The sequence below is a fragment of the Pseudomonas sp. SM4 genome (assembly GCF_051913165.1).
Lineage (GTDB): Bacteria > Pseudomonadota > Gammaproteobacteria > Pseudomonadales > Pseudomonadaceae > Aquipseudomonas.
Window position 1 is genome coordinate 355,084 of record NZ_JBODOE010000002.1, and the last position, 24,478, is coordinate 379,561.

Annotated in this window: 18 protein-coding genes; 12 read left to right on the top strand and 6 right to left on the bottom strand. The window is 60.4% G+C overall.

Features of this window, described 5'->3' with window-relative positions; translation table 11 throughout:
* Window positions 1–28: 28 nt before the first annotated feature.
* From glgX to ACQ4MY_RS04615, 8 genes are all read left to right on the top strand, one after another.
* Window positions 29–2,188, top strand: coding sequence for a glycogen debranching protein GlgX (gene glgX / locus ACQ4MY_RS04580; RefSeq protein WP_440093999.1), 2,160 nt, complete (start codon window positions 29–31; stop codon window positions 2,186–2,188).
* A 1-nt stretch (window position 2,189) separates the two neighbouring features.
* Window positions 2,190–3,188, top strand: a complete 999-nt coding sequence (locus ACQ4MY_RS04585; protein ID WP_440094001.1) for an acyl-CoA dehydrogenase — start codon at window positions 2,190–2,192, stop codon at window positions 3,186–3,188.
* Window positions 3,185–3,943, top strand: coding sequence for a PIG-L deacetylase family protein (locus tag ACQ4MY_RS04590; RefSeq protein WP_008084146.1), 759 nt, complete (start codon window positions 3,185–3,187; stop codon window positions 3,941–3,943). Before ACQ4MY_RS04585 ends, ACQ4MY_RS04590 begins: the two co-directional genes overlap by 4 nt.
* Window positions 3,940–4,539, top strand: coding sequence for an SAM-dependent methyltransferase (locus tag ACQ4MY_RS04595; RefSeq protein ID WP_440094002.1), 600 nt, complete (start codon window positions 3,940–3,942; stop codon window positions 4,537–4,539). The genes ACQ4MY_RS04590 and ACQ4MY_RS04595 overlap by 4 nt, the downstream gene beginning before the upstream one ends.
* Window positions 4,536–5,192 (top strand): glycosyltransferase, encoded by a 657-nt coding sequence (locus ACQ4MY_RS04600; protein ID WP_440094004.1) that lies wholly within the window; start codon window positions 4,536–4,538, stop codon window positions 5,190–5,192. The genes ACQ4MY_RS04595 and ACQ4MY_RS04600 overlap by 4 nt, the downstream gene beginning before the upstream one ends.
* A gap of 185 nt (window positions 5,193–5,377) precedes the next feature.
* Window positions 5,378–6,136, top strand: a complete 759-nt coding sequence (locus tag ACQ4MY_RS04605) for a PIG-L deacetylase family protein (RefSeq protein WP_008084139.1) — start codon at window positions 5,378–5,380, stop codon at window positions 6,134–6,136.
* Between the two features lie 178 nt (window positions 6,137–6,314).
* Window positions 6,315–7,097 (top strand): endonuclease/exonuclease/phosphatase family protein, encoded by a 783-nt coding sequence (locus ACQ4MY_RS04610; RefSeq protein ID WP_158835242.1) that lies wholly within the window; start codon window positions 6,315–6,317, stop codon window positions 7,095–7,097.
* A 404-nt stretch (window positions 7,098–7,501) separates the two neighbouring features.
* A complete protein-coding gene (locus ACQ4MY_RS04615) occupies window positions 7,502–8,572 on the top strand; it encodes an autotransporter domain-containing protein (protein WP_440094006.1) in 1,071 nt (356 codons plus the stop codon).
* Window positions 8,573–8,703: 131 nt separating this feature from the next.
* On the opposite strand, the gene glgB is transcribed toward ACQ4MY_RS04615, so the two are convergent.
* From glgB to ACQ4MY_RS04630, 3 genes are all read right to left on the bottom strand, one after another.
* Entirely contained in the window at window positions 8,704–10,935 is a 2,232-nt protein-coding gene (gene glgB / locus ACQ4MY_RS04620; protein WP_440094008.1) for a 1,4-alpha-glucan branching protein GlgB, read from the bottom strand.
* A gap of 2 nt (window positions 10,936–10,937) precedes the next feature.
* Window positions 10,938–14,279, bottom strand: a complete 3,342-nt coding sequence (gene treS, locus ACQ4MY_RS04625) for a maltose alpha-D-glucosyltransferase (RefSeq protein WP_440094009.1) — start codon at window positions 14,277–14,279, stop codon at window positions 10,938–10,940.
* Between the two features lie 134 nt (window positions 14,280–14,413).
* On the bottom strand, window positions 14,414–16,411 hold the full coding sequence (locus tag ACQ4MY_RS04630) for an alpha-1,4-glucan--maltose-1-phosphate maltosyltransferase (RefSeq protein WP_440094011.1): 1,998 nt from the start codon (window positions 16,409–16,411) through the stop codon (window positions 14,414–14,416).
* A gap of 216 nt (window positions 16,412–16,627) precedes the next feature.
* Here ACQ4MY_RS04630 and ACQ4MY_RS04635 point away from each other — a divergent pair, with 216 nt between their 5' ends.
* Window positions 16,628–16,786 carry a hypothetical protein gene (locus tag ACQ4MY_RS04635; RefSeq protein ID WP_008087190.1) on the top strand — a complete coding sequence of 53 codons (159 nt, stop codon included), beginning with the start codon at window positions 16,628–16,630 and terminating at the stop codon, window positions 16,784–16,786.
* Window positions 16,787–16,931: 145 nt separating this feature from the next.
* Here the strand turns inward: ACQ4MY_RS04635 and ACQ4MY_RS04640 are convergent, their stop codons facing one another.
* Window positions 16,932–17,444, bottom strand: a complete 513-nt coding sequence (locus tag ACQ4MY_RS04640; RefSeq protein WP_158835580.1) for an MgtC/SapB family protein — start codon at window positions 17,442–17,444, stop codon at window positions 16,932–16,934.
* Window positions 17,445–17,567: 123 nt separating this feature from the next.
* Between ACQ4MY_RS04640 and ACQ4MY_RS04645 the strand changes: the two genes are divergently transcribed.
* From ACQ4MY_RS04645 to mapR, 3 genes are all read left to right on the top strand, one after another.
* On the top strand, window positions 17,568–17,816 hold the full coding sequence (locus ACQ4MY_RS04645; protein WP_008087195.1) for a DUF3203 family protein: 249 nt from the start codon (window positions 17,568–17,570) through the stop codon (window positions 17,814–17,816).
* 195 nt (window positions 17,817–18,011) lie between these two features.
* The gene (ccoG, locus tag ACQ4MY_RS04650; RefSeq protein WP_440094014.1) at window positions 18,012–19,442 is read left to right on the top strand and encodes a cytochrome c oxidase accessory protein CcoG; all 1,431 of its coding nucleotides are present in this window, start codon (window positions 18,012–18,014) and stop codon (window positions 19,440–19,442) included.
* 276 nt (window positions 19,443–19,718) lie between these two features.
* Window positions 19,719–21,128: a GntR family transcriptional regulator MpaR gene (gene mapR, locus ACQ4MY_RS04655; protein ID WP_008087199.1), complete on the top strand. Its 1,410-nt coding sequence runs from the start codon at window positions 19,719–19,721 to the stop codon at window positions 21,126–21,128.
* A gap of 150 nt (window positions 21,129–21,278) precedes the next feature.
* Here the strand turns inward: mapR and ACQ4MY_RS04660 are convergent, their stop codons facing one another.
* Both ACQ4MY_RS04660 and ACQ4MY_RS04665 read right to left on the bottom strand, forming a co-directional pair.
* Window positions 21,279–22,025 carry an SDR family oxidoreductase gene (locus ACQ4MY_RS04660; RefSeq protein ID WP_008087201.1) on the bottom strand — a complete coding sequence of 249 codons (747 nt, stop codon included), beginning with the start codon at window positions 22,023–22,025 and terminating at the stop codon, window positions 21,279–21,281.
* A gap of 123 nt (window positions 22,026–22,148) precedes the next feature.
* Window positions 22,149–24,230, bottom strand: coding sequence for a putative bifunctional diguanylate cyclase/phosphodiesterase (locus tag ACQ4MY_RS04665; RefSeq protein ID WP_440094015.1), 2,082 nt, complete (start codon window positions 24,228–24,230; stop codon window positions 22,149–22,151).
* Between the last annotated feature and the right edge of the window lie 248 nt (window positions 24,231–24,478).

A 24,478-nucleotide genomic window follows, 5' to 3' on the forward strand; every position in this document is an offset into this window, starting at 1 on the left:
AGAATTTACCCGTTTTGCAGGAGCAATCATGACCCGTCCAAAAAAAGCCGAACCCACCGCGCACGCCGAGCCTTCGAGAATCCGTGAAGGCCTGCCCTTCCCGCTCGGTGCGACCTGGGATGGTCTGGGGGTGAACTTTGCCCTGTTCTCCGCCAACGCCACCAAGGTCGAATTGTGCATCTTCGACGATGCCGGCGAAGTCGAACTCGAACGCATCGAACTGCCGGAATACACCGACGAGATCTACCACGGCTACTTGCCCGATGCGCACCCGGGGCTGATCTACGGCTACCGTGTTTACGGCCCGTATGACCCGGCGAACGGGCACCGTTTCAACCACAACAAATTGCTCATCGACCCCTACGCCAAGCAACTGGTCGGCGAGTTGAAATGGTCGGAAGCGCTGTTCGGCTACACCATCGGCCACCCCGACGCCGACCTCAGTTTCGACGAACGCGACAGCGCGCCATTCGTGCCCAAGTGCAAAGTCATCGACCCGGCGCACACCTGGGGCAACGACCAGCGTGTCAGTGTGCCGTGGGACAAAACCATCATTTATGAAACTCACGTACGCGGCATCAGCATGCGTCACCCCTCGGTGCCGGAAAACGTGCGAGGCACCTTCGCCGGTCTGATGAATGACGACGTGCTCAAGCACATTCGCAGCGTCGGCGTTTCGTCGGTCGAGTTGTTGCCGATCCACGCCTTCGTCAACGACCAGCACCTGCTGCACAAAGGCATGACCAATTACTGGGGTTACAACAGCATCGCGTTTTTCGCCCCGGACCCGCGTTATCTGGCCAGCGGCAAGATCGCCGAGTTCAAGGAAATGGTTGCGCACCTGCACGAGGCCAATCTCGAAGTAATCCTCGACGTGGTCTACAACCACACCGCCGAGGGCAACGAGCAAGGCCCGACCCTGTCGATGCGCGGCATCGACAACGCGTCCTACTACCGCTTGATGCCTGACGACAAACGCTTCTACATCAACGATTCCGGCACCGGCAACACGCTGGATCTGAGCCATCCGTGCGTACTGCAAATGGTCACCGACTCGCTGCGTTACTGGGCCACGGAAATGCACGTCGACGGTTTCCGCTTCGACCTGGCGACCATTCTTGGCCGTTATCACGATGGCTTTGATGAACGTCACAGCTTCCTCGTGGCCTGCCGTCAGGACCCGGTGCTGCGTCAGGTAAAAATGATCGCCGAGCCGTGGGACTGCGGCCCCGGTGGCTATCAGGTCGGCAACTTCCCACCGGGCTGGGTCGAATGGAACGACAAGTTTCGCGACACCGTGCGGGCCTTCTGGAAAGGGGATGACGGCCAGGTTGCCGACTTCGCCAGCCGCATGACCGCTTCTGGCGAGATGTTCAATCAGCGCGGGCGGCGGCCGTACTCGTCGGTGAACTTCATCACCGCCCACGACGGTTTCACCCTCAACGATCTGGTCTCGTACAACGACAAGCACAACGAAGCCAACGACGAGAACAATCAGGACGGCAGCAATAACAATCTGTCGTGGAACCACGGCGTCGAAGGCCCGACCGACGACCCGGAAATCAATGCGCTGCGCCACCGGCAGATGCGCAACTTCTTCGCGACCCTGTTGCTGTCGCAAGGCACGCCGATGATTGTTGCCGGTGACGAATTCGCCCGCACCCAGGACGGTAACAACAACGCTTATTGCCAGGACAGCGAGATCGGCTGGGTCAATTGGGACCTGAGCGAAGACGGCAAGGCGCTGCTGAAATTCGTCAAACGCCTGATCAAGTTGCGTCTGGCTTACCCGATCCTGCGTCGCGGTCGTTTTCTCGTCGGCGAGTACAACGAGGACATCGGCGTCAAGGACGTCACCTGGCTGGCGCCGGACGCCACCGAGATGACCACCGAGCACTGGCACGATGCGCACAACCGTTGCCTGGGCATGCTGCTCGATGGCCGCGCGCAGGAAACCGGCATTCGCCGCAAGGGTGGCGATGCGACCCTGTTGCTGGTGGTCAACGCCCATCACGACATCGTCAACTTCACCTTGCCGGAAGTGCCGGACGGTGGTTTCTGGACCTGCATGATCGATACCAATCAGCCGTCGATCCGTGGTCAGGAGCGTTTTGACTTCGGCCATGAATACTCGGTGACCGGCCGTTCGCTGTTGCTGTTCGAACTGCAACACGAAGAAGAAGATTGATATGGATCTGCAAAACTATCTCGCTCGCCGCACGCCGGATTATCCCGACACGGCGACCCTCGGCGCCTGTCTGCGGGCGATGGTCGAGGCCGGGCATGATCGTTTGCCGTTGCCCGGTAGCGGCCTGACGCTGGAGCGTTTCCAGCGTCTGGCCGATGTCGCCGGGCATGATCTGGGGTTGTGCAAACTCTACGAAGGCCATACCGATGCGTTGGCGATCATCGAACAACTCGGTGGCTCGCCGACGCCCGGCAGCACGTGGGGCATGTGGGCTGCAGAACCGCCACAGGCACGAGTCAAGGTCAGTCCCGCCGGGCACATGGTCGCACTGAACGGGCGCAAGGCGTGGTGCTCCGGCGCCGCGGTGCTCAGTCATGCCTTGCTGACCGCTTGGGACGCCGATGATCAGCAACAACTGGTGGCGGTGGCACTCGATCAACCGGGCGTGACCATTACCGATCAAGGCTGGCAAGCGGTGGGCATGGGCGCCACCGGCAGTGTTGAAGTGGTGTTCGATGGCGCCGAAGGCCAAGCCATCGGCAATCCTGGCGATTACTTGCAACGCCCGGGTTTCTGGCAGGGCGGCGTCGGCATTGCCGCGTGCTGGTACGGCGCCGCACGGCGGATTGCCGATTCGCTGCGCCAGCAATGTGCGCAACGTGAAGAGCCGCATGCTCTCGCCCACCTCGGCGCAGTCGACACGGCCTTGCAAGCGGCGGCTGACGTGCTGCGTTTCAGCGCCTTGCACATTGATGCGCACCCCGAAGACAACGCCGAACTGCTCGCCCGACGCGCTCGTGCTGTCGTCGAGCACTCCGCTGAGCAGGTGATCCGCGAGGTCGGTCGCGCGCTGGGCGCCGGGCCTTATTGCAAGGATCGTCACTTCGCTCGTTTGATCGCCGACCTGCCGGTGTTCCTGCGGCAAAGCCATGCCGAGCGCGACCTCGCCGCCCTCGGGCAACTGATTGCCCGTCAACCCGATGAGGTCTGGTCGCTATGAAAGCCAATCCGATCGTCGGCCAAGGCACGTCTTTGCATCAATGGCAGGCCTCGCGGCATCTGGCAGAGCTGCAAAGTATCGACATCCTCAGCCTGGTGCCCCCAGGTGCGCGGGCCGTGATTGTTGCCCCGCACCCGGACGATGAAGTGCTCGGTTGCGGGGGGCTGCTGCAGTTGCTTGCCGCCGCCGGGCGCGACTTGCAACTGATCTCGGTCACCGACGGCAGCGCCAGTCATCCCGGCTCCGAACGCTGGCCGGTCGAACGCTTGAGCGTGATCCGTCCACAAGAATCCGCCGAAGCCCTGCGCCGCCTCGGTCTGCCGATGCACCGTTTGAAGTGGCTGCGCGGTGGTTTCACCGACACTCAGGTGGCGGCTCAGGAACAACAACTGAGCGCGTTTATCGAACAGCATCTGCGCGCCAACGACGTGGTGTTTACCACTTGGCGCGAGGATGGCCATTGCGACCACGAAGCCGTCGGCCGCGCCAGTGCCGAAGCGGCGCGCCGGGTCGGTGCCATCTGCCATGAGTTGCCGGTGTGGACGTGGCACTGGGCGACGCCTGAAGACGCCGTCGTGCCGTGGCAGCGAGCGCGCAAGATTCTGCTGACGCCGGCGCAAGTCGCGCGCAAACGCCACGCGGTGCACGCCTTTGCCAGCCAACTGGAAGGCGACGCGCAAGCGGGACTCGCCCCGGTGCTCGCGCCTTACGTGATCGACCGCCTGCTGCAGCCTTTCGAAGTGGTGTTTTTATGAGTGTCGAGGATCGCTATTTCGACGGCCTGTTCGCCGGCAACGATGACCCCTGGGCCTTTCGCGAGCGCTGGTACGAACAGCGCAAACGCGCCATCACCCTCGCCGCCCTGCCGCGCCCGCACTATCGATCGATTTTCGAACCCGGCTGCGCCAACGGTGAGTTGAGCGCTGAACTGGCCCGCCGTTGCGACCGCCTGTTGTGCTGCGACACCGCCAGTGCCGCCGTGCGTCTGGCGCAAACCCGTTTGAGCGTGTTTGACCATGCCGAGGTACGGCAAAACCGCCTGCCGGGTGGCTGGCCGGAGGAAAAATTCGACCTGATTGTATTTAGCGAAATCGGCTACTACCTCGATAGCCAGGATCTGACAGCCGTTATCCGTCACATCAGCCATTCCCTGACCGCCGACGGCCAATTGCTCGCTTGCCACTGGCGCCCGCCGATTGATGACTGCCCGCTGAATGCGCGGCAGGTTCACGATTTGATTCACGAGCAACTGCAACTGCCGCGTCTGGTGCTGCATCAGGAGGCGGACTTCATACTTGAGGTCTGGAGCCGTGAACCACGTTCGGTGGCCGCACTGGAGGGCTTGCGGTGATCGGCATTCTGATCCCGGCGCACAACGAAGAAGACTTGCTCGACGAATGCCTGAGCGCCGCGCTGCGCGCCAGCAGGCACGGCTTGCTCGCCGGCGAACCGGTCGAAGTGCTGGTAGTGCTGGACAGCTGCACCGATCGCTCGGCGCACATCGTCGGCCGTTATCCGGTGCTGAACCTGCAGATCGAGGCGCGCAACGTCGGCCAGGCCCGCGCTGCCGGTGCGCGTCTGCTGCTGGAGCGCGGCGCACGCTGGATCGCCTGCTCGGACGCCGACAGCCGCGTGGCCGACGACTGGCTGGTGGCGCAACTCGGGCTCGGCGCTGACGCGGTATGCGGCACCGTGACGGTGGAACACTGGCATGAATCGTTCGATCAGGCCGCGCAGATCCGCTATCACAGCCACTATCGCGGCTGTGACGGGCACCGGCATATCCAGGGTGCAAACCTGGGCATCAGCGCCGATGCCTACCGCTGGGCCGGCGGTTTTCAACCGCTGGCGTGCGATGAAGACGTGCAACTGGTGCGTGAGCTGGAGCTGTCCGGCGCCAACATTGCCTGGAGCCATCGCCCGCAGGTTCACACCAGCGCCCGTCTGGACAGCCGCGCACGCGGCGGATTTGGCGATTATCTGCGACAACTGGCACAGCTTTGAGAAAAAAAACCAGATCAGGCTAATCTGTCACGAGACGAACAGCGCTTCTTGAGCAATACTCTGCTGCGCGGCAATCCAGGGTTCGGAGCGTCGTACGGCAATCAACCTGCCTTCACGGGTCGACCAGCGGCTTTTTATGTCTGCGTGCGCGACTGAGGGCGAGACACTACAAGGACGTCGCACCCATGAAACTGTTATCCCTCAGCGAAAGCGGGCAGCCAGCGCAGATATGGAACAGCGCCCCGCAACTCGACAACATTCCCGTCATCAATACCCGCAGTCTGGTCCCGCCCGGTGCGCGCGCCGTGGTCATTGCCCCGCACCCCGGCGATGAAGTGGTGACATCCGGCGGTCTCCTGCAGTTACTGGCCAACCTCGGCCATCCCCTGCAATTACTCTCGATCACCGACGGCAGCGCCAGCCATCCCGGTTCGCGGCAGTGGTCGGAAAAACGCCTGAGCGTGTTTCGCCCCCAGGAAAGCGTCGAAGCCCTGCGCCGTCTGGGCCTGCCCATGCACAGCCTGAAATGGGTGCGCGGTGGTTTCAACGACAGCGGCCTGATGGATCAGGAAACGCAACTGACTGAATTCATCAGCCGTTACTTGCGCCCCGGCGACGTGGTGTTCAGCACTTGGCGTGGTGATGGCAACAACGACCATGAAGCCGTCGGACGAGCCAGCGCCAGAGCGGCGGAACTGACCGGGGCGACCTTTCACGATGTGCCGATCTGGGCCTGGCACTGGCCGGAGCGCGAGCACAAGTTGATCCCCTGGGAGCGCGCCCGCAAAATTCGCCTCGACACCTGGACCGTCGCGCGCAAAAGCCACGCCACGCATGCCTACGCCAGCCAGCTCAGCGACGAACCGGCACTGGGCCTTGCAGCCAAACTGTCGCCGATGGTGCTCGAACGCATGCGCCAGCCCTACGAAATCGTCTTCCTCTAAAAAACCAACAGCCCCCCTGTAGGAGCTGCCGAAGGCTGCGATCTTTTGAAGTTGGCTGCTAAAAACAAGATCAAAAGATCGCAGCCTGCGGCAGCTCCTACACGGATGGGTATGAAAAGGAACTGCCGGGCCTCTGCATCAGTCGCATGAATAAGCAGACAGATTCAGAGGAGTGCACGTGTCCAGCGATCCCAAGCGTCACCTTAACGATGCGCCCGGCATTCATCGCCTGCGCGTGCTGACGGTCAATACGCACAAGGGTTTCACCGCGCTCAACCGGCGTTTCATCTTGCCGGAACTGCGCGAAGCCGTGCGCAGCACGTCCGCCGACCTGGTGTTTTTGCAAGAGGTGGTGGGTGAGCACGAACGTCATTCGAGCCGTTACAACGAATGGCCGCAAACCTCGCAGTACGAGTTTCTCGCCGACAGCATGTGGAGCGATTTCGCTTACGGACGCAACGCCGTGTACCCCAACGGTCACCACGGCAATGCCCTGCTGTCGAAATACCCGATTCGCGAATACCGTAATCTCGACGTGTCGATCACCGGCCCCGAACGCCGCGGCCTGCTGCACTGTGTGCTGGACGTACCGGGGCATGCCGAGGTCCACGCGATCTGCGTACACTTGAGCCTGCTCGAAAGCCATCGCCAGTTGCAGCTGCAACTGCTCTGCCAATTGCTCGAATCCCTGCCAGACGATGCCCCGGTGATCATCGCCGGCGACTTCAACGATTGGCAGTTGCAGGGCAACGCTGCCCTCTCCCGCCGTGACTATCTGCACGAAGCGTTCGAACGCCATCATGGCCGCCCGGCCAAGACCTACCCGGCACGTTTCCCCTTGCTGCGACTGGACCGCATCTACTTGCGCAATGCCAGCAGCCACGACCCACGTATCCTCGGCAACAAGCCGTGGACGCATCTCTCCGATCACCTGCCGCTGGCGGTTGAAGTTCACCTGTAATCTTGAGGTTGCCTGGACGAAATATTGACAGCAACGCCCTACACGGAGAGATCGGCCATATGGGGGTTTGCATCTGCTGGCAGACCTTCCGTCGGCAATAAAACCTCCGTATGGCGAGGCTTTCCTTCGATATTCCATACAAACAACCACTTAGTTATGTGCAGAAAAACAAACGCTTGCAAACCCCGTTTTGCCACTACCGCTCATCGTTCAATTTCTTGACGAGCACGCGCGACTCTTCTTATCTCTACCTTACTACCCCCGGAATCACTGCCCGGGGCGAGCCTTCGGACACTCGCGAAATCGAGCGGCCACGGTTCGCCCCGCTCCATTCGGTCGCCCCTCGTTCGGGGTAGGAGAGACGCCACACAGAGAGAATGCATGCGCTTGCAAGGTAGACCTCCATGAGAATTTCAATTACCCCACACGAGATCAAAATCACGTTCTGCACAGTGTCGAGCTCTATCTTGCTGTGCTCATCCATGGAGGCGCAGGCCGGTCCTGCGGCGGATGAAACCACGCCGTGGTATCGCGCGGACGTACCGGTCATGACCTTGCCAGCGACCGTCATCACTCCCGATCAGCAACGCTTCAGCTCACGGCCGGACGTGCGTGGCGCCAACCTGATCACTGAAGACCTCGCACCGAATGCCTGGGATCAGCTCTACGGACGCCCTGCCCGGCAGGCGCAAAACGATGTGTTGTCCTCGGGTTTTGCGATGCCTGGCAGTGGCGACTTCAAAGGTCCGGCGATCCTGACTCTGCAAAGTGGCAGCGGTCATACCCAGACCATCGGCCTGATCGGCGGCCTCAACCAGATTCAAGCCAACGGCAACGGCCTGCTCACCAGTCGCGCCCAAAGCGATCCGACCACCGACACCCTCAACCTGCAAGGGCAGAGCCTCGGCGCCTATTACAGCCTGACCGGCGCGCAAGGCTGGCACGTCGACCTGTCCGCCAGCGGTGGCCGCGTCAGCGGCTTCAGCCGCAACGAACAAGGCGCGCGGCAAGCCACTGAAGGCAGCGCGCTGACCTTTTCGGTGGAAGGCGGTTTTCCGATTGGCTTGAGTGAAAATTGGGTGGTGGAACCGCAGGCGCAACTGATCAACCAGCGCATAACGCTCGACACGCCGTATGCCGGATCGGGGAATGCCTCATCAACAGACCTGACCGCCTGGAGCGGTCGTGTCGGTGCCCGGCTGAAAGGCAGTTACGACTTGAACGGTCTGCCGGTCGAACCGTACGTGCGCACCAACCTCTGGCACACGGTGTACACCGGCAATACGGTGACGCTCGATCAGGTCGACAAGATCAGCAGCAGTCGCAAGTCGTCGACCGTTGAATTGGGCCTGGGACTGGTGGCGCGCATGACACCGGCGGTGAGTCTGTACGTGAGTGCCGATTACAGCAGCGATGTCGACGACAACGATTTGAATGGCCTGATTGGCAGCCTGGGTGTGCGCATGCGTTGGTGAGCTTCAGATCACCGAAGATCCCTGTGGGAGCTGGCTTGCCAGCGAAGGCGGCGTGTCAGTCACCAAAAATGCTGAAAGTGACGGCCTCATCGCGGGCAAGCCCGCTCCCACAGGTTTTGCAGCGCCTTGGATCAACCCTCAGGCTTGAGGATCAACACCGCCAATGGCGGCAGGTTCAGTTCCAGGGATAACGACTGGCCATGGCTTGGCACTTCCTCGGTAAACGCCCCGCCGCCATTGCCGTAATTGGAACCGGCATAGGTGTCGGCATCGCTGTTGAGCAGCTCTGTCCAACGCCCGGCAAACGGCACGCCCACGCGATAGGCCTGACGCGGCACCGGGGTAAAGTTGGCCACCACCAGCACCGGTTTGCCGTCCTTGCTCCAGCGCAGCCAGGCGTAAACGCTGTTGATCGCATCATCGCCAATCAGCCACTGGAACCCCTGTGGCGCGTCATCCTGATCGTGCAGTGCTGGCTCCTCGCGATACAGTCGATTAAGGTCGCCGACCAGTTTCTGTACGCCCTTGTGCTCGGAATACTGCAGCAGATACCAATCCAGCTGCTGATCGTGATTCCACTCGCGCCACTGACCAAATTCGCAGCCCATGAACAACAGCTTCTTGCCCGGGTGCGTCCACATGAAGCTCAGATAAGCCCGCAGATTGGCGAACTTCTGCCAGCGATCGCCGGGCATCTTGTCGATCAGCGAGTGTTTGCCATGCACCACTTCATCGTGGGAGATCGGCAAGATGAAGCGCTCAGACCAGGCGTAGACCAGGCCGAAACTCAGCTCATTGTGGTGATGCGCGCGGTACACCGGATCCTGCTGAATGTAATGCAGCGAATCGTGCATCCAGCCCATGTTCCACTTGTAGGCAAAACCGAGGCCGCCCTGCTGGGTGCTCTGACTGACGCCCGGCCACGCCGTGGATTCTTCGGCGATCACCAGGGCGCCCGGTGCTTCCAGCTCCACCACGTCATTCAGGTGCCGGAGAAAATCGATGGCTTCCAGATTTTCCCGCCCGCCGTGACGGTTCGGCACCCACTCGCCCGCCTTGCGCGAATAGTCGCGGTACAGCATCGAGGCCACCGCATCGACGCGCAAACCATCGACATGGAAATGTTTCAACCAGTGCAGCCCGGAGGCCAGCATATAGCCGTGCACTTCGGTGCGCCCCAGGTTGTAGATCAGCGTGTCCCAATCCTGATGGAAACCTTCCAGCGGATTGCCATATTCGTACAGCGCGGTGCCGTCGAACTGCGCCATGCCGTGAGCATCGGTCGGGAAATGCGCCGGCACCCAGTCAAGGATCACGCCAATTTCCGCCCGGTGGCAGGCGTCGACGAATTCCGCGAACTGCGCCGGCGAGCCGTAGCGCGCACTCGGGGCAAATTGCGAGAGCAATTGATAACCCCAGGAACCGCCAAACGGGTGCTCCATGATCGGCATCAATTCAATGTGGGTGAAGCCCAGTTCCTTGACGTAAGGGATCAGCCGCTCAGCCAATTCCGGCCAGGTGTACTGGCGCGCCACTTCGCCCAGATCATCCAGCTCGCACTGCCAGGAACCGGCGTGCAGTTCATAGATCGACAATGGCGCCGAATGCTTGTGACGGTCACGGCGGCTGTTCATCCAGTCGTGATCCTGCCAGTCGATTTGCAGCGGTTCGGCGACTTTCGAAGCGGTGTCCGGCGGCAGACTGGTGGCCAGCGCCATCGGGTCAGCTTTGAGCGGCAAGATCCCGTGGGCGCCGAGAATTTCATATTTGTACAACTCACCCGCTTGCAGGCGCGGGATAAACAACTCCCAGACCCCGGACGGATGACGCAAGCGCATCGGATGGCGACGGCCGTCCCAGACGTTGAAATCACCGACCACCGACACGCGCCGGGCATTCGGCGCCCACACGGCAAACCGTACGCCGTCGACGCCATCGACAGTTTTCAGCTGCGCGCCAAGGCAGGCGCTGAGGTCGCGGTGATTGCCCTCGGCGAACAGATACAAATCCATTTCACCGAGTAACTGGCCGAAGCTGTACGGATCTTCCGCGACCTGCTCGCCACCGGCCCAACGCGTGCGCAACTGGTACGGCCGCGCCTGCTCGAAATGGCCGACAAACAGCCCCGGCGTTTCGGTTTGCTCCAGCGGGCCGCGTTCTTCGCCGCTGTCCTTGTCCAGCACCACAACGCTCAACGCACCGGGCAGATAAGCGCGAATGAATTGCCCGCCAGCGCCATCGCCATGCGGGCCAAGAATGGAAAAAGGATCGTGATGTTCAGCACGCACCAAGGCATCGATATCTTTCGCCGAAGGCAGCAATGCTTCTTTGACCTGACCCTGTTCCTTGTTCGAGAAACTCATGACTACTCTCCACCAAGATCGGAAAAGGGTTTAAGCCCCGTCAATAACCCATACAAACCGTGCAACGGCACGGGCAGCCACGTGGGGCGATTTTCGGCTTCATAGGCCACTTCATAGGCCGCCTTCTCCAGACCGAACAATGCCAGCGCAGCGTCGGCCCCTTCAGGATCTTGCCAAGCATGATCAAGACTAGCTGCCGCGCGGCGATATGCCTGAACAAATGCTTCACGCGCTTCACGCAAATAGCGTTCCGCCACCCGACGGCGGGCGTCTTCGGACTCGGCACTGTGGTCGACGTTGTGGACGTTGATGGTCATCGCCGCCGCGTAATCGAAGGAGCGCAGCACACCACTGACATCTTTGTACGGACTGTGTTTGCCTCGGCGCTCACTCAATGGCCGCGCCGGTTCGCCCTCAAAGTCGATCAGGTAGGCATCGCCTTTGATCACCAGCACCTGGCCCAGGTGCAGATCGCCATGCACGCGAATGCGCAAGCCGCCAGTGGCTTTCTTCGCCAGATCCTGCACATGGGCGAGGATGGTTTTTTTCTCGTCGACCAGCCGTTTCACCAGCTTTTGATCCGCCGCACTGAGTTCGCCCTGATGCTGCTTGAGCAACTTCAGCGCGTGTTCGACTTGAGCAGCAATATCCTTGGCCGTCGCTTGCATGTCCTTGGCGGTGGACACCTGTGGGGCGAAATCAGCGTTGTCGGTCGGTGCCGCGAGCACGTTGTGCATCTCGCCGAGGCGTTGGCCGAGCATGCTGGCAAAATCCTTCAATTCGCCCAGCGCGTTGTAATGCTGCTCCTGCTCGGACATGGCATCGGCAAGTTCATCGCGCAGTGCCCGTTCGAGGTTGTTCTGCGTCCATTCCCAGGCGTCGCCCTGATTGCTCAGATAGCCTTGGGCGATCATCAGCAAGTTGTCTTCGCCCTGGGCATCGCGACGAATCACCGAGCCAAGCAATGGAGAAATATTCTCGAAACCGGCCTCGGTCAGGTACGCGCTCATCTCCAGTTCCGGGTGCACGCCGGAAGCCACTTTGCGGATCAGCTTGAGCACCAGGCTGTTGCCGATCACCACCGAACTGTTCGATTGCTCAGCCGACAGATAGCGCACTTCCGACTCGGCACCGAGGCCGAGTTTTTCCAGTTGCGCCGTCGGTGCGAAACGGATCTCGCCCTCGGTTGATTCCAGCACGGTGTTGTTCTGCATGCCTTGCAGCACGGCGCGAATAAACGCTTCGAGGCTGAACGCATCGGTGATCAAACCGACCTGACGCACGCGACGAACGCGCGACAACGCCAGTTGCTGCGGCAGCGCCGGGCCGACCTGATCTTCGGAGATAAAACCGAACGGCAGCTGATAACGGCTGGTCTGGCCAGCGCTGGTGACCTCGATTTCGCTGAGCAGCACCGGATGTTGGGCGTCGCCAAAGCGCACACCGTAGGCCAGATTCACCTTGTCGATGGCCGCGTCCTTGCCGGCGAACCAGCGACGGTTCTGCAGCCAGCTCGGCAAAATGTTTTGCTCCAGCGTCGCGCGGGACGGTGCTTCGAGCAGCTCTTCCATGCGTTTTTTCAACACCAGCGTGGTGAAGTCCGGCAGGCTCTGCGCAGGTTCCACGTGCCAGCTCGGCATCTGATTTTCCGTGGCAAGCGCAAACCAGTAGAAACCGTACGGCGCCAGGGTCAGGAGGAAATTCAACTGGCCAATCGGCGGGAAGGCGTTACCGCCGAGCATCTCCACCGGCACCATGCCGACGTACGCCGACAGGTCCAGTTCCGCCGCTTGCGCGCTGCGCGACACGTTAGCCACGCAGAGGATGATTTCGTGTTTGCCGTCGGCGTCGGTGAATTCGCGGGTGTACGCGAGAATCCGGCGGTTGCTCGGCGAGAGCATTTTCAACGTGCCGCGACCGAACGCCTTGGACTGCTTGCGAACGGCGAGCATGCGTCGTGTCCAGTTGAGCAACGAATGCGGATCACCGGCCTGGGTTTCGACGTTGACCGACAGGTAACCGTATTGCGGGTCCATGATCGGCGGCAGCACCAGGCTTGCCGGATCGGCGCGGGAGAAGCCGCCATTGCGGTCGATCGACCACTGCATCGGCGTGCGTACGCCGTCGCGGTCGCCGAGATAGATGTTGTCGCCCATGCCGATCTCGTCGCCGTAATACAACGTTGGCGTGCCGGGCATCGACAGCAGCAGGCTGTTAAGCAACTCGACACGACGACGGTCGCGCTCCATCAGCGGTGCCAGGCGTCGACGTATACCAAGGTTGATCCGTGCGCGGCGGTCTGCGGCGTAGTAATTCCACAGGTAGTCGCGCTCTTTGTCGGTGACCATTTCCAGGGTCAATTCATCGTGGTTGCGCAGAAAAATCGCCCACTGGCAATTGGCGGGAATTTCCGGGGTCTGGCGCAAAATATCGGTGATCGGGAAGCGATCCTCCTGGGCCAGCGCCATGTACATGCGCGGCATCAGCGGGAAGTGGAACGCCATGTGGCATTCGTCGCCATTCAAGCCGCTGGCGTCGGTGTCACCGAAATACAGCTGGGTATCTTCCGGCCATTGGTTGGCCTCGGCGAGCAGCATGCGGTCGGGGTAATTGGCGTCGATTTCGGCGCGAATCTGCTTGAGGACGTCATGGGTCTCGGGGAGGTTTTCGTTGTTGGTGCCGTCGCGCTCGATCAGGTACGGAATGGCGTCGAGGCGCAGGCCGTCGATGCCCATGTCCAGCCAGTAACGCATCACCGAGAGCACGGCTTTCATCACTTGCGGGTTATCGAAATTCAGATCGGGCTGGTGCGAATAGAAACGGTGCCAGAAGTACTGGCCCGCGACCGGGTCCCAGGTCCAGTTGGACTTTTCCGTGTCGAGAAAAATGATCCGCGTGCCGTCGTATTTCTGATCGTCATCGGACCAAACGTAAAAATCCCGTGCCGCCGAGCCGGGCTTGGCTTTGCGCGCGCGCTGGAACCACGGGTGCTGGTCAGAGGTGTGGTTGATGACCAGCTCGGTGATCACCCGCAAACCACGTTTATGCGCCTCGGCGATGAAGCGCTTGGCATCGGCCATGGTCCCGTAATCGCTGTGTACGCCACGGTATTCGGCGATGTCGTAGCCGTCGTCACGACGTGGCGAGGGATAGAACGGCAACAGCCAGATGGTGTTGACGCCGAGTTCGGCGATGTAATCGAGTTTGGCGATCAGGCCGGGAAAGTCGCCGATCCCGTCATTGTTGGAGTCGAAAAACGATTTTACGTGAACCTGGTAGATCACCGCATCCTTGTACCAGAGCGGGTCTTTGATAAAGGTGGCTGCCTTGGGTTTCTTCGCCATGTGAAACTCCTGCTGAATTCTATTCAATTCCTGTGTAGGAGCTGCCGAAGGCTGCGATCTTTTGATTTTGTTTTCTGCAAGCAAGATCAACAGATCGCAGCCTTCGGCAGCCCCTACATTGGGTTAGGCGTGCATCAATCGGTGGTGATTCGCCAGATGCCGAACGGCTGGTAAGCCGGGTCTATGCGCATGAACTGGTATTTGCCATGCCAGTCCCAGCGATGTCCGTTCATCAAATCTTCACCATGGGTCGTCGCATCGTCCGGCAAGCCCATTTCCCACAGCGGCAGTTCGAAATTCGCTTCCTGTACGTTATGCGGATCGAGGCTGACCGCGACCAGAATGAAATTGCTGCCATCGGCGCTGCGCTTGCCGAAGTACAGAATGTTGTCGTTCCAGGCGTTGTAGACCTTCAGGCCCAGATGCGTGTGCAACGCCGGGTTCTGTCGGCGGATGCGGTTGAGCTGGGCGATCTCGGCAATGATGTTGCCCGGTGCGGTGAAGTCGCGGACGCGGATCTCGTATTTCTCCGAGTCGAGGTATTCCTCCTTGCCCGGCACCGGCGCCGCTTCACACAGTTCATACCCGGAATACATGCCCCACAGGCCCGAGCCCATGGTCGCCAGCGCCGCGCGGATCAAGAACCCCGGACGCCCGGACTCATGCAGGAATGCCGGATTGATGTCAGGCGTATTGACGAAGAAATTCGGCCGGTAGCACTCGCGCCACGGCGATTCATTCAGCTCGGTGAGGTACGTGGCCAGTTCGGCCTTGGTGTTGCGCCAGGTGAAATAGGTGTAACTCTGCGTGTACCCGACCTTGCCCAACCGCGCCATCATCGCCGGCGTGGTGAACGCCTCGGCGAGGAAGATCACTTCCGGGTGCAACGCCCGCACATCGGCAATCAACCATTGCCAGAACGGCAACGGTTTGGTGTGCGGGTTGTCGACGCGGAAGATCTTCACACCCTCCTCGACCCAACCGATGACGATGTCGCGCAGCTCGACCCACAGGCTCGGAATCGCATCCGGCGCGTAAAAGTCGACGTTGACGATGTCCTGATATTTCTTCGGCGGGTTTTCCGCGTATTTGATCGTGCCGTCCGGGCGCCAGTTGAACCAGCCCGGATGCTGCTTGAGCCACGGGTGATCCTGAGAACACTGAATGGCGAAATCGAGAGCGATTTCCAGACCATGATCGGCAGCCGCCGCCACCAGTCGACGGAAGTCTTCGCGAGTACCGAGTTGCGAGTGAATCGCCTCGTGACCACCCTCCTCGCTGCCAATCGCATACGGACTGCCAGGATCATCCGGGCCAGCGCTCAGCGAATTGTTGCGACCCTTGCGATGCGCGCGGCCGATCGGGTGGATCGGCGTGAAGTACAACACGTCGAAACCCATGTCCTGGATCATCGGCAAGCGCGAGTGCACGTCATTAAAGGTGCCGTGACGTTTGGGGTCATCGGTGATCGAGCGTGGAAACAGCTCGTACCAACTGGCGAACTCGGCCAGCTCACGCTCGACGTCTACCGGGAATTCAGGGCTGACGCTCAAGTAGGCGCGGTGATCGGCCTCGGCCATCAATTGCGCACTGCGCGAGTGCAGAAACAGCGCGACCTGCTCGGTTTCGAGCAACCCCGACAGTTCATGGTGCAGCGCGGCGAGCTGTTCGCTGAGCTGGCCTTCGCTGCGTTCGGCGGCCTGTTGCACCATCGTCCGGCCTTCTTGCAACTCGAGCGAAACCGGTACGGCGGCGGTGTGTTTCTTCTCCAGCTCGTACTGGAAACTGGCGAAGTGATCGATCCACGCTTCGATGCAATAGAGGAAACGGCCCTGATGCTCAGGGCGGAACTGGCCTTGCCAGCCGTTATTGCCTTGATCGGACATGACCTCGCTTTGCCAGGTCTCCTCGCCTTCCTCGCGCCAGCGAATGCGCACGGCCAATTTGTCGTGGCCATCGGCAAACACCTTGCTGGTGACCACAACTTCGCGTCCGGCAATCGACTTGACGGCAAACTGGCCGCCATCGAGGGTCGGCTGGGTGTTTTCAATGGCGATGCGTGGCAACAACAAGGCCTGCGATAGCGGGATGTGCGGGTTGTAGCTCAGTTCTGAGGGGGTTTCAGCAGTCATTGAGCATCTCTCCTTAACGCCCAAAGGACGCTCTTGTGCCGGTTCAGCGTTCGCAATCGAACGCCCGTCCGGAATGAACTCACTTAGGTTCCGAGCGACCTGCCCCGGGAAAAGTTCAGATGAAATTGCCGTTACAGAAAAGCGGATCGAATTCGCCACGAGGTGGTCAATCCACTTAAGCACTTCTCACGCCATGTGCCACACGGAGGTCCACCGATGAACATCCCGATCCCGGCCGAAACACCCGATCCGAACATCGACAAACCCACCCTGCCCGAAACCGAACCGCAACCGATTCCCGAGCAGGAACCACCAGGCACCACACCACCGCCCAAGGAAGAACCACCAACGACCATGCCCCCCGTGATCCTCTGAATCCGCCACCCCTCAGGTACCTGATCGTTCCCACGCTCGGCGTGGGAATGCAGCCCGGGACGCTCCGCGTCCCCAAGCGGACGCAGAGCGTCCATTGAGGCATCCCCACGCAGAGCGTGGGAATGATCAGCCGGCGCAGGAGCGATCAGTGGTCATCCGTCTTCTGCTCTTCCTTCTCGAAAAACTTCACGATCCGTGGCATCACGCTGAAGATGCCCAACGCCAACAAGGTACTGAGCAACGCCGTCGCCTCTTTGCCCATCCCTGCCGCCACGCCAATTGCCGCTGTCATCCACAGCCCAGCCGCTGTGGTCAGGCCCTTTACGTGACCTTCGTCGCCTTCCGGGTTCTTCAAAATAGTCCCGGCGCCGAGGAAACCGATCCCGGCAATCACCCCCTGCAGCACCCGGCTCATCGCATCGGACTCCGCCCCTGAAGTTTGCGGCACCAGCACAAACAGCGCCGCGCCGAGTGCCACCAGCATGTGCGTGCGCACCCCGGCGGCCTTGCCTTTGTGCTCACGCTCAAACCCGAGAATCCCGCCGAGAATCGCCGCCATCAGCAGGCGCACGGTAATGCGCGTCAGCTGCGACGCATCGCCGACGTCGGCGAATTCCGCTTGCAGGGTTGCCCACACTTCATGCCACCACGCGTTCATCGTGCAGTCCTTGTTATTGGCTCATAGACGATGGACAGCGGCGACCATTAATCAGTTGCGCAGAACGATCAGCGAAGCGCGCGCCCTAACCTTGCAGATACCCCTGAAAAAAGGACTGCCGCCATGCCTCTGCGAGTCGATGAATCCAATCCCGAGCAAAAAGTGTGTTTTTTCACCGTCGAAAATGGTGAGGAAATTCGCATTTGCGACACCCTTGAAGTCAGGACAGATAGCGACAAAGCCATGTCTTTCGTTGAAATAGAAGGCCGCCGCGTTTACATCACCGAAGCCGAGGCCGACGCCTTGACCGTTGCCGGTGCCAGAGACGGTCGCAAGCACCTGAAGGCCGACGAGAGTGATTCGGTGATTTGACTGACCCGGATCAACACCCGGCGCAAACGTCTGCGATAGGCATTTGCGCCTTTGTCTGCGGGCTGCTTCAAGTTGACGCAGGCGCTGTGCGAAAAGCCATCTGATCCGCTTTTTATTGAAATACCTGAGTCTGTTATGCAAACAGATCGACGCTCATAGTGCTCTGGCCTGATGGAGGCTGATGAGCGAATAACCATGAGCGAACAAATCCCCGTCCGAACCGTAGAAGCGTCTCCCACTATAAAAAGTGTGCCCGCACGCCCAATGAAGGCGACGGCCAAATCCAGCGACAACCAGATTCACACCCGCAGCTTCACCGGTCTGTTTCGCACCTTGCGCATGAGTGGCGCGGGGTTTCTGTTTTTGCTGTTCTTCGGCACCGTGTGGCTGAACTGGGGTGGCCGGCAGGCAGTGCTCTGGGACCTTTCCGAAAGCAAATTCCACATCTTCGGCGCGACCTTCTGGCCACAGGATTTCATCCTGCTCTCGGCGCTGCTGATCATTGCCGCGTTCGGCCTGTTCGCCATCACCGTGTTCGCTGGCCGGGTCTGGTGCGGCTACACCTGCCCGCAGAGTTCGTGGACGTGGATCTTCATGTGGTGCGAAAAGATCACCGAGGGTGAGCGCAACCAGCGCATCAAACTGCAAGCCGCACCGTGGAGCCTGAACAAACTCGCGCGGCGTGCGGCCAAGCACACCTTGTGGCTGGCGATCAGCGTGATGACCGGCCTGACCTTCGTTGGCTACTTCACCCCGATCCGGCCACTGGCCGAAGAGCTGCTGACCTTGCAGATCGGCGGTGTCAGCCTGTTCTGGGTGCTGTTTTTCACCGCGGCCACTTACATCAACGCCGGTTGGCTGCGTGAAGCGGTGTGCATGCACATGTGCCCGTATGCGCGCTTCCAGAGCGTGATGTTCGACAAGGACACCCTGGCGATTTCCTATGACGTCGCCCGTGGCGAGAACCGTGGACCGCGCAAACGTGATGTAAAACCGCTCGAAGCAGGCCTCGGCGATTGCATCGACTGCCAGTTGTGTGTGCAGGTCTGCCCGACCGGCATCGACATCCGTGACGGCTTGCAGATGGAATGCATCGGTTGTGCCGCGTGCATCGACGCCTGTGACTCGATCATGGACAAGATGAACTACCCGCGCGGCTTGATCCGCTACAGCTCCGAGCGCGAGTTGCAGGGTGGCAAGACGCACCTGCTGCGGCCACGACTGATCGGCTACACCGTGGTGCTGCTGGCAATGATTGGCGCTCTGGCGTTGGCGTTGGTCGAGCGGCCGATGGTGTCGCTGGACGTGACCAAGGATCGTGGGTTATTCCGCGAGAACGGTCAGGGCCAGATCGAAAACATCTATAGCCTCAAAGTCATCAACAAGACCCAACAACGCCAGACTTACAACTTGAGCCTGGTGGACGGCGACGGCTTCCAGCTACAAGGCAAGACTGAACTGAGTCTGGCGCCGGGCGAGATCGTTGACGTGCCGGTGTCGGTGGCGATGACCACCGAACGCCCGACCAGCAGCTCGCAGACCTTGAGTTTCAAGATCGCCGACAGCGATGAGCCCGAGGTTTACAGCGTGGCGAAGAGCAGGTTTGTGGCGCCGATGAATCGTTGAGCCGTTAGAATCCGCTCCCTCACCCCAGCCCTCTCCCAGGGGTAGAGGGGGCCGACCGAGGTGTCTGTCGCTATACATCGACCTGACAGGCCGAGTCGATTATGGATTCAGCAAAGCATGTTCAGGCCGAGTCGATTATGGATTCAGCAAAGCACTTTCAGGTCGGTGTAGTTCACAAGCATCCCCCAATCAGTCCCCTCTCCCTCTGGGAGAGGGTTAGGGTGAGGGGCAGTTCTCCTGACACACCTCATCATCAACCAGCACCAAGGCTCCTCGATGAAACGCTACGAAAAATTCGCCGACGACATCGCTGAACTGATCCGCTCCGGCGTCCTCGGCCCCGGCCAGCGCGTGCCTTCGGTGCGTTACGCGAGCCAGACCTACGGCGTCAGCCCGTCCACGGTGTTCCAGGCATATTACCTGCTGGAACGCCGTGGCCTGATTCGTGCCCGGCCGCGCTCCGGGTACTTCGTCAACACCCACGCGCCAAGCCCGTTTTCCGAGCCCGTCATCAGCAGTCACGTCAATGACTCCACCGAAGTCGATGTCAGCGAACTGGTGTTCTCGGTACTGGAATCGATCAAGGACCCAAGCACCGTACCCTTCGGCTCGGCGTTCCCCAGCCCGACGCTGTTCCCGCTGCAACGCCTGTCGCGTTCGCTGGCCAGCGCCGCCCGCGAGATGGACCCGCGCATGGTTGTCACCGACATGTCGCCGGGCAACCCGCAACTGCGCCGCCAGATCGCCCTGCGCTACATGGTCGGCGGCCTGATGCTGCCGATGGAAGAACTGCTGATCACCAACGGCGCCCTCGAAGCACTGAATCTTTGCCTGCAAGCGGTGACCGAGCCCGGCGATCTGGTGGCCATCGAAGCCCCGGCGTTTTACGCCAGCCTGCAAGTGCTGGAACGGCTGAAACTCAAAGCCGTGGAAATCCCCGTGCACCCGCGCGACGGCATCGACCTCGGCGTGCTTGCGCAAACCCTGGAACGTCATCCGATCAAGGCCTGCTGGTGCATGACCAGTTTCCAGAACCCGATGGGCGCGACCATGCCTGAGGCGAAGAAACAGGAACTGGTCGAACTGCTGCGCCGCCATCAGGTGCCGCTGATCGAAGACGACGTCTACGCCGAGCTTTATTACGGCCAGCAGGCACCGAAACCGGCCAAGGCCTTCGACACCGAAGGTTTGGTCATGCATTGCGGCTCGTTCGCCAAGAGCCTCGCCCCCGGCTACCGCATCGGTTGGGTGGCCGCCGGGCGTTACGCACAGAAAATCGAACGACTGAAACTGATGACCTCGCTGTGCGCCTCGATGCCGGCGCAAGCGGCGATTGCCGACTACCTGCAACACGGTGGCTACGACCGGCATCTGCGCAAATTGCGTTATGCACTGGAAGAACAACAGAGCGCGATGCTCGCCGCGATTGCCCGCTACTTCCCGGCACAGACACGGGTCAGCCAACCGGCGGGGGGCTACTTTTTGTGGCTGGAATTACCGCCACAGATGGATTCGCTGAAGCTGTTTCAGATGGCATTGGCGCAGGGCATCAGCATCGCACCGGGACCGATCTTTTCGCCGACGCAGCGTTTCAGGAATTGTATTCGCCTTAATTACGGCAGCCCGTGGACCGAGGATTCGGAAAAGGCCATGGAGACGTTGGGGCGGATCGTGCGGTCGTTCTGATAACTCGATGTTGAATGCGCGGGCTTCATCGCTGGCAAGCCAGCTCCCACCGGTTTCTTGGTCGCTCACACATTTTGTGTACGCTGAAGATCCCTGTGGGAGCTGGCTTGCCAGCGATGGCGCCGCAACTATTCACATAGATTTAAAAAATTAACGCCCGCCACCGAGATCAACAAACGTCCCGGTCGCATACGAAGCCTTATCCGATAATAACCAGACAATCGCCTCCGCCACCTCATCCGGCCGCCCCCCACGGGCCATCGGAATCGCTGACTCCAGCTTGCTGACCCGATCCGGATCGCCACTCAGTGCGTGGAAATCGGTATAGATGAACCCCGGACGTACCGCATTGACGCGAATCCCCTCGCCCGCCACTTCCTTGGACAAACCGATGGTAAACGAGTCCAGCGCGCCTTTTGAGGCGGCGTAATCGACGTACTCATTCGGCGAGCCCAGTCGCGAGGCTACCGAGGAGACGTTAACGATGCTGCCGCCCTGCCCGCCGTGTTTGGGCGACATGCGCAGGATCGCGTGCTTGGCACAGAGGATTGGCGCCAGCACATTGGTTTTCATGATTTTGAGGATGCGGAATTCGGACATTTCATCGACCCGAGATTTGTGTCCGACGGTGCCAGCATTGTTCACCAGTGCGGTGACGCGGCCCAATTCGGTGTCGACCCGGTGAAACAGCGCGACCACTTCGTCTTCGATACTGACGTCGGCGCGGACCGCAATGGCTTGTGCGCCCAGAGCACGGACTTGTTCCAGCACGCTTTGCGCGGCCTGTTCGTCTTGCTGGTAATTGATGCAGATCCGATAACCTTGCTCGGCAGCCAACAGCGCCGTAGCGGCGCCGATCCCGCGCCCGCCACCGGTGATCACAATGACTTTATCCATGCTGGCCTTTCCCCCCAATGCACACGTAACAGTCGGGGGGAAGAATAACCGCCCTTGACGGGTTTTGCATGGGCTGTGTTGGCAGCAGAACCGCCCACGCAAAACCCCTCACCACAATAAACCTCAGACTGCTGACAGTTCCTTGCCGCGCACGATGTCTTGCATGAAGCGTTCCGCCGGCATCGGGTGCCCGAGCAGATAACCCTGCAACGAATCACAGCCAAGCTGAGTCAGGAAGTCCTGCTGCACGCCGGTTTCAACACCTTCGGCGACAATACGCAAACCCAGTGCCTGACCCAGCGCGACAATCGCCGACACAATCGCCGCATCATCACTGTCGTGCTCAAGATCGCGGACAAAACCACGGTCAATTTTCAGCTCATTGGCCGGCAGGCGCTTGAGGTACATCAGGCTCGAATAACCGGTACCAAAGTCGTCGATGGACAGGTCGACGCCCATGTCCGACAACTCCTGCAACACCGTCATACTCGCGTCAGCGTCGCTCATGGCCGTGGTTTCAGTAATTTCCAGGGTCAGGCTGTTGGCCGGCAAATGATGCGTAGCCAGCGCCTTGGCAACGCTTTGTACCAGCCCGGCATGGCAGAACTGCAACGCCGACAGGTTCACCGCAATACGCCAATCGGTGTAACCCAGCACGTACCACTCGCGCATCTGCCGGCAAGCCTCGTTGAGCACCCATTCGCCGATCGGGATGATCAGGCCGGTTTTCTCCGCGAGCTCGATGAACTTGTCCGGCATGAGCATGCCGTGCAGCGGATGCTGCCAGCGCAACAGTGCTTCGGCACCAACCGGGTTACCCGTGGCGGCGTTGAACTTGGGTTGGTAATACAAGCTGAACTGGCTGTGTTCCAGTGCCGCGCGCAGGTCCTGCAACAGCTGCAACTGCTTGCGCGCGTTATTGTTCATCGACGCGTCAAAGAAGCTGTAACCGTTTTTGCCAAGCCCCTTGGCGTGGTACATCGCCGCGTCGGCATTCATCAACAGTTCCTGAGCGTTCAGGCCATTGCCCGGGTACAGAGCAATGCCAACGCTGGCGGAAATCTGCAAATCATGTTCGGCAACACGGAACGGCCGCGCAATAAGGCCCACCTGACGCGCCGCCAGACCCAATGCATCATTGGGTTCGGTCAGGCGCACCAACAGCACAAACTCGTCGCCGCCAATCCGCGCCAGGGTGTCCAGGCTGCGCAAATCTTCGCGCAGGCGCACGCCCACTTCGCGCAACAACTGATCGCCCATGTGGTGGCCGAAAGCATCATTGACCGGTTTGAATCCGTCCAGATCGATAAACATCAAGGCAAAACAGCCGCCCTGCTCATGGACTTTTTTCATCGCCTGAGTGATCCGGTCATCGAGCAGCATGCGATTGGGCAGACCGGTCAGGGTGTCGTGCAGCGCCAGTTGCGTGAGTTCGCGGTTGGCCACCGTCAGCGAGTGCGCCAGATCGGCGGTGCGCGCTTCGAGGCGTGCGTCGAGGATCGATGTGAGCAATGCGATCGACAGCACCGCCAGCGTGGTGATCAGCACCAGGCTGTCGAGGCCGTTGCCTTTCAGACCATTGAGGGTGGCGCCGCAGAAGCTGCCATCGGGAAACTGCGCGGCGGCCATGCCGGTGTAATGCATGCCGACAATGGCGATGCCCATGATCACCGCTGCCCCGGCGCGAATCAGGCGCACATAGGGCGAATGCTGGCGCAGGCGAAAGGCGATCCACAGGGCGGCGGCCGAAGCACCGACGGCGATCAACAAGGACGCGCCGAACAGCGCCGGGTCATAGTCGATCCCGGGCGTCATGCGCATGGCGGCCATCCCGGTGTAATGCATCGCGCTGATGCCGGCGCCCATGATCAAGGCGCCGAATGCATGCTGCAAAATCGGCAATTTCGGCTGGCTGACCAGCCACAAGGCAAACCCGCAGGACAGCACCGCGATCAGCAGCGACAGCGCGGTAATGGTGATGTCGTAGCCCAGATCGATCGGCAGTTTGAAGGCGAGCATGCCGATGAAGTGCATGGACCAGACGCCGACACCCATGGCCAGCGCACCGCCTGCCGTCCAGAAATGCACGGCACGTCCCTTGGCGGTGGCAATGCGCCCGGTCAGGTCAAGTGCGGTGTATGACGCGAGGATCGCCACGCACAGCGAAATGAAAACCAGGGTGAACGAATAACTACCGATGAGCATGTGCATTCTCGTGGCGACCCGATCCGTACTGCGTCCATTCTCGGCCGGGCAAATGCGCCGATTGTACTGATTGCACAGAAGAACGCACTGACAAAGTAATCAAATTGCCACTAACCCGATGAAACGTTTGTTTGATCGTCCTACAAGGCTCTGGAAAGCACTTCTCCCCCCGTAGGAGCTGCCGCAGGCTGCGATCTTTTGACCTTGATTCTTTAACAGGCAAGATCAGAGGATCGCAGCCTCGTTTC

What these genes read in the sequence shown, in the direction of transcription:
- glgX (WP_440093999.1), top strand. Translation starts at nt 29, where the DNA reads ATGACCCGTCCAAAAAAAGCCGAACCCACCGCGCACGCCGAGCCTTCG.
- ACQ4MY_RS04585 (WP_440094001.1), top strand. Translation starts at nt 2,190, where the DNA reads ATGGATCTGCAAAACTATCTCGCTCGCCGCACGCCGGATTATCCCGAC.
- ACQ4MY_RS04590 (WP_008084146.1), top strand. Translation starts at nt 3,185, where the DNA reads ATGAAAGCCAATCCGATCGTCGGCCAAGGCACGTCTTTGCATCAATGG.
- ACQ4MY_RS04595 (WP_440094002.1), top strand. Translation starts at nt 3,940, where the DNA reads ATGAGTGTCGAGGATCGCTATTTCGACGGCCTGTTCGCCGGCAACGAT.
- ACQ4MY_RS04605 (WP_008084139.1), top strand. Translation starts at nt 5,378, where the DNA reads ATGAAACTGTTATCCCTCAGCGAAAGCGGGCAGCCAGCGCAGATATGG.
- ACQ4MY_RS04615 (WP_440094006.1), top strand. Translation starts at nt 7,502, where the DNA reads ATGAGAATTTCAATTACCCCACACGAGATCAAAATCACGTTCTGCACA.
- glgB (WP_440094008.1), bottom strand. Translation starts at nt 10,935, where the DNA reads ATGAGTTTCTCGAACAAGGAACAGGGTCAGGTCAAAGAAGCATTGCTG.
- treS (WP_440094009.1), bottom strand. Translation starts at nt 14,279, where the DNA reads ATGGCGAAGAAACCCAAGGCAGCCACCTTTATCAAAGACCCGCTCTGG.
- ACQ4MY_RS04630 (WP_440094011.1), bottom strand. Translation starts at nt 16,411, where the DNA reads ATGACTGCTGAAACCCCCTCAGAACTGAGCTACAACCCGCACATCCCG.
- ACQ4MY_RS04635 (WP_008087190.1), top strand. Translation starts at nt 16,628, where the DNA reads ATGAACATCCCGATCCCGGCCGAAACACCCGATCCGAACATCGACAAA.
- ACQ4MY_RS04640 (WP_158835580.1), bottom strand. Translation starts at nt 17,444, where the DNA reads ATGAACGCGTGGTGGCATGAAGTGTGGGCAACCCTGCAAGCGGAATTC.
- ACQ4MY_RS04645 (WP_008087195.1), top strand. Translation starts at nt 17,568, where the DNA reads ATGCCTCTGCGAGTCGATGAATCCAATCCCGAGCAAAAAGTGTGTTTT.
- ccoG (WP_440094014.1), top strand. Translation starts at nt 18,012, where the DNA reads ATGAGCGAACAAATCCCCGTCCGAACCGTAGAAGCGTCTCCCACTATA.
- mapR (WP_008087199.1), top strand. Translation starts at nt 19,719, where the DNA reads ATGAAACGCTACGAAAAATTCGCCGACGACATCGCTGAACTGATCCGC.
- ACQ4MY_RS04660 (WP_008087201.1), bottom strand. Translation starts at nt 22,025, where the DNA reads ATGGATAAAGTCATTGTGATCACCGGTGGCGGGCGCGGGATCGGCGCC.
- ACQ4MY_RS04665 (WP_440094015.1), bottom strand. Translation starts at nt 24,230, where the DNA reads ATGCTCATCGGTAGTTATTCGTTCACCCTGGTTTTCATTTCGCTGTGC.